Annotated in this window: 2 protein-coding genes; both read right to left on the reverse strand. The window is 66.4% G+C overall.

The features are described 5' to 3' along the window. Positions 1-386 precede the first annotated feature (386 nt). On the reverse strand, positions 387-986 hold the full coding sequence (sod, locus tag ACQE3L_RS15270; RefSeq protein ID WP_426964719.1) for a superoxide dismutase: 600 nt from the start codon (positions 984-986) through the stop codon (positions 387-389). A 155-nt stretch (positions 987-1,141) separates the two neighbouring features. Then, a partial coding sequence (locus tag ACQE3L_RS15275) for a sodium-dependent transporter (protein WP_426964720.1) occupies positions 1,142-2,311 on the reverse strand: 1,170 nt, incomplete at its 5' end.

Raw genomic sequence — 2,311 nt, forward strand, 5'->3', positions numbered from 1 at the left:
CCAGCGCGCTACCGCACGCTGGAGGCTAGCGAGACGCGGGTTGTCTCGCCAAGCGGAGAGCGAGGAGCGCAGCGAGGGTCCCGCGAGGAACGAGCGGGACGACGGCAGTCGCAGCCCGGACCCGTCCGTCGGGCGTTGCTGAGAGACGCAACGGAACGCCCGGACCGTCTGCCGGTACGCGGCCGGGCGAGCCGTCTGGGGCTTTCTAGACGTTGCTGTCTAGAGCAGCAGGACCTGCAGCAGGCACAGAAAAACCACGATCTGACAGAAAGGCAAGATTTCCACCGTGCTCCACTAAGTATCGCCATCATCGAGCGGGAGCGCTATCGCTCGGGCGTCGGTATCGAAAGAAAGCGAAGGTTGTGGCGGAACCGCGGACGCCGGGGTTACTCGAACTTCTCGACGACGTGTTCGTAGTTGTCGGCCACGTCGTCCCAGTCGACGACCTCGAAGAAGTTCTCGATGAACTCGCCGCGGGCCGGACCGTAGTCGTGGTAGTAGGAGTGCTCCCAGACGTCCAGCGCCAGGATGGGGTGTGCGCTCCACAGCGCGCCCTGGTCGTGCTTGTCGACCTTCAGGTTCCGGAGCTGCTTGGAGACCGGGTCGTAGACGAGCAGCGCCCAGCCGCCCGCGGCGGACGCGGCCGCCTCGAACTCGCCCTTCCAGCCCTCGTAGGACCCGAAGTCCTCCTGGATGCGGGCCGCGAGCGCGCCCGCGGGCTCGCCGCCGCCGTTCGGCGACATGTTGTTCCAGAAGAGGTGGTGGAGGTAGTGACCGCTCCCGTTGTGGGAGACGTTACCGAGCGCGGACGCGGTGCTACCGTAGTCGCCCTCCTCGCGGTTCTCCGCGAGCGTCTCCTCGGCGCTGTTGAGACCGTTGACGTAGCCCTGATGGTGGGTGTCGTGATGCCAGGTGAGCACCTGTTCGGAGATGTGCGGTTCCAGCGCGTCGTAGTCGTACGGTAGTGGGTCGAGTTCGTGGCTCATTGTGAATCCTCCTCGGTACAGGATTGGTCGGATAGCTGTTAAAGATTGAGGAAAGACACGTTACCACACACCATAAATTCGGCCGCGCCGGCGTCGCTCGCCGGGGAACTGCGACGCGTCGGCCGTCGGTGCCGAAAAAGTGTCGTGGTCGGGAACTACGCGAGGTAGGTCTCGGCGAGGAACTCGGCGTAGCCCTCGATCCCGAGGTAGAGCGTGTACAGGAGCACGACCGGAACGAGGAGCCGGACGATCCAGATCCACGCGACCGAGAGCGTCGCGTCGCCGCTGCCCTTCCGCAGCTCGTCGATGGCCTCGCCGGCGTAGCGCCAGCCGACGAAGAGGGACAACAGTAGCCCGCCGAGGATCAGCAGGATGTTGTTGGCCAGCAGGTCGTAGGTGTCGAGGTACGTCAGGTCGAGCGCGGTCGGGATCCCCACGAGGAAGATGATCCCCGCGATGGCGATCGTCGCCGGCTTGCGGTCGACGCCGTAGGTGTCGACGACGTAGGAGACGACCACCTCGAGGATGGAGAAGGCGGAGGTCAGCGCCGCGATGCCCAGCATGAAGAAGAACACCGCGCCGACGACGCCGCCGGCCGGGAGCTCGGCGAACGCCGTCGCGAGACTGATGAAGACCGCGCCGGCGCCGCCGGAGCCGGGCTCGACGCCCTGCGTGAACAGGAAGGGGAAGACGACGAGACCGGCGAGGAACGCCACCAGCGTGTCGATGACGACGATGGTGCCGGCGTCGCGGAACAGGTTCCGGTCCTCGCCGAGGTAGGAGGCGTACGTCACCATCACGCCCATCCCGAGCGAGAGCGTGAAGAAGGCCTGTCCCGCCGCGTCCGGGATCAGGCTCGTCGCGTTGGCGACGATCGTTCCGACGTCGGGCGAGAGGTAGTAGCTGTACGCCGCACCGGCGCCGGAGAGCGTCGAGCCGTAGCCGGCGAGGACGACGAGCAGGAAGACGATGGAGGGGACCATCACCTTCGCCGCCCGCTCGAGCCCGTCGCGGATGCCCAGCGCGACGACGGTGGCGACCAGCCCCATGAACAGCGCGTGGAAGGCCACCGCGTTGAGGCCGCTCGCGGTCGAGAGGAAGTACTCACCCGGGTTCGCGGCGTACGCGCCGGTGAGCGAGGCGATCAGGTACTGGATCACCCACCCGCCCACGACGCTGTAGTACGAGAGGATGATGAAGCCCGCCACCGCGCCCGCGAACTTCCAGTTCGGTGCTTCGAGCGCCTCGAAGGCGCCGATAGGGTTACGATTCGACCGTCGACCGATGACGAGTTCCACGAGCAGCACGGGGAGTCCGATCACGGC

This window comes from Haloparvum alkalitolerans, from assembly GCF_050122995.1.
In the GTDB taxonomy this organism is placed as follows: domain Archaea; phylum Halobacteriota; class Halobacteria; order Halobacteriales; family Haloferacaceae; genus Haloparvum; species Haloparvum alkalitolerans.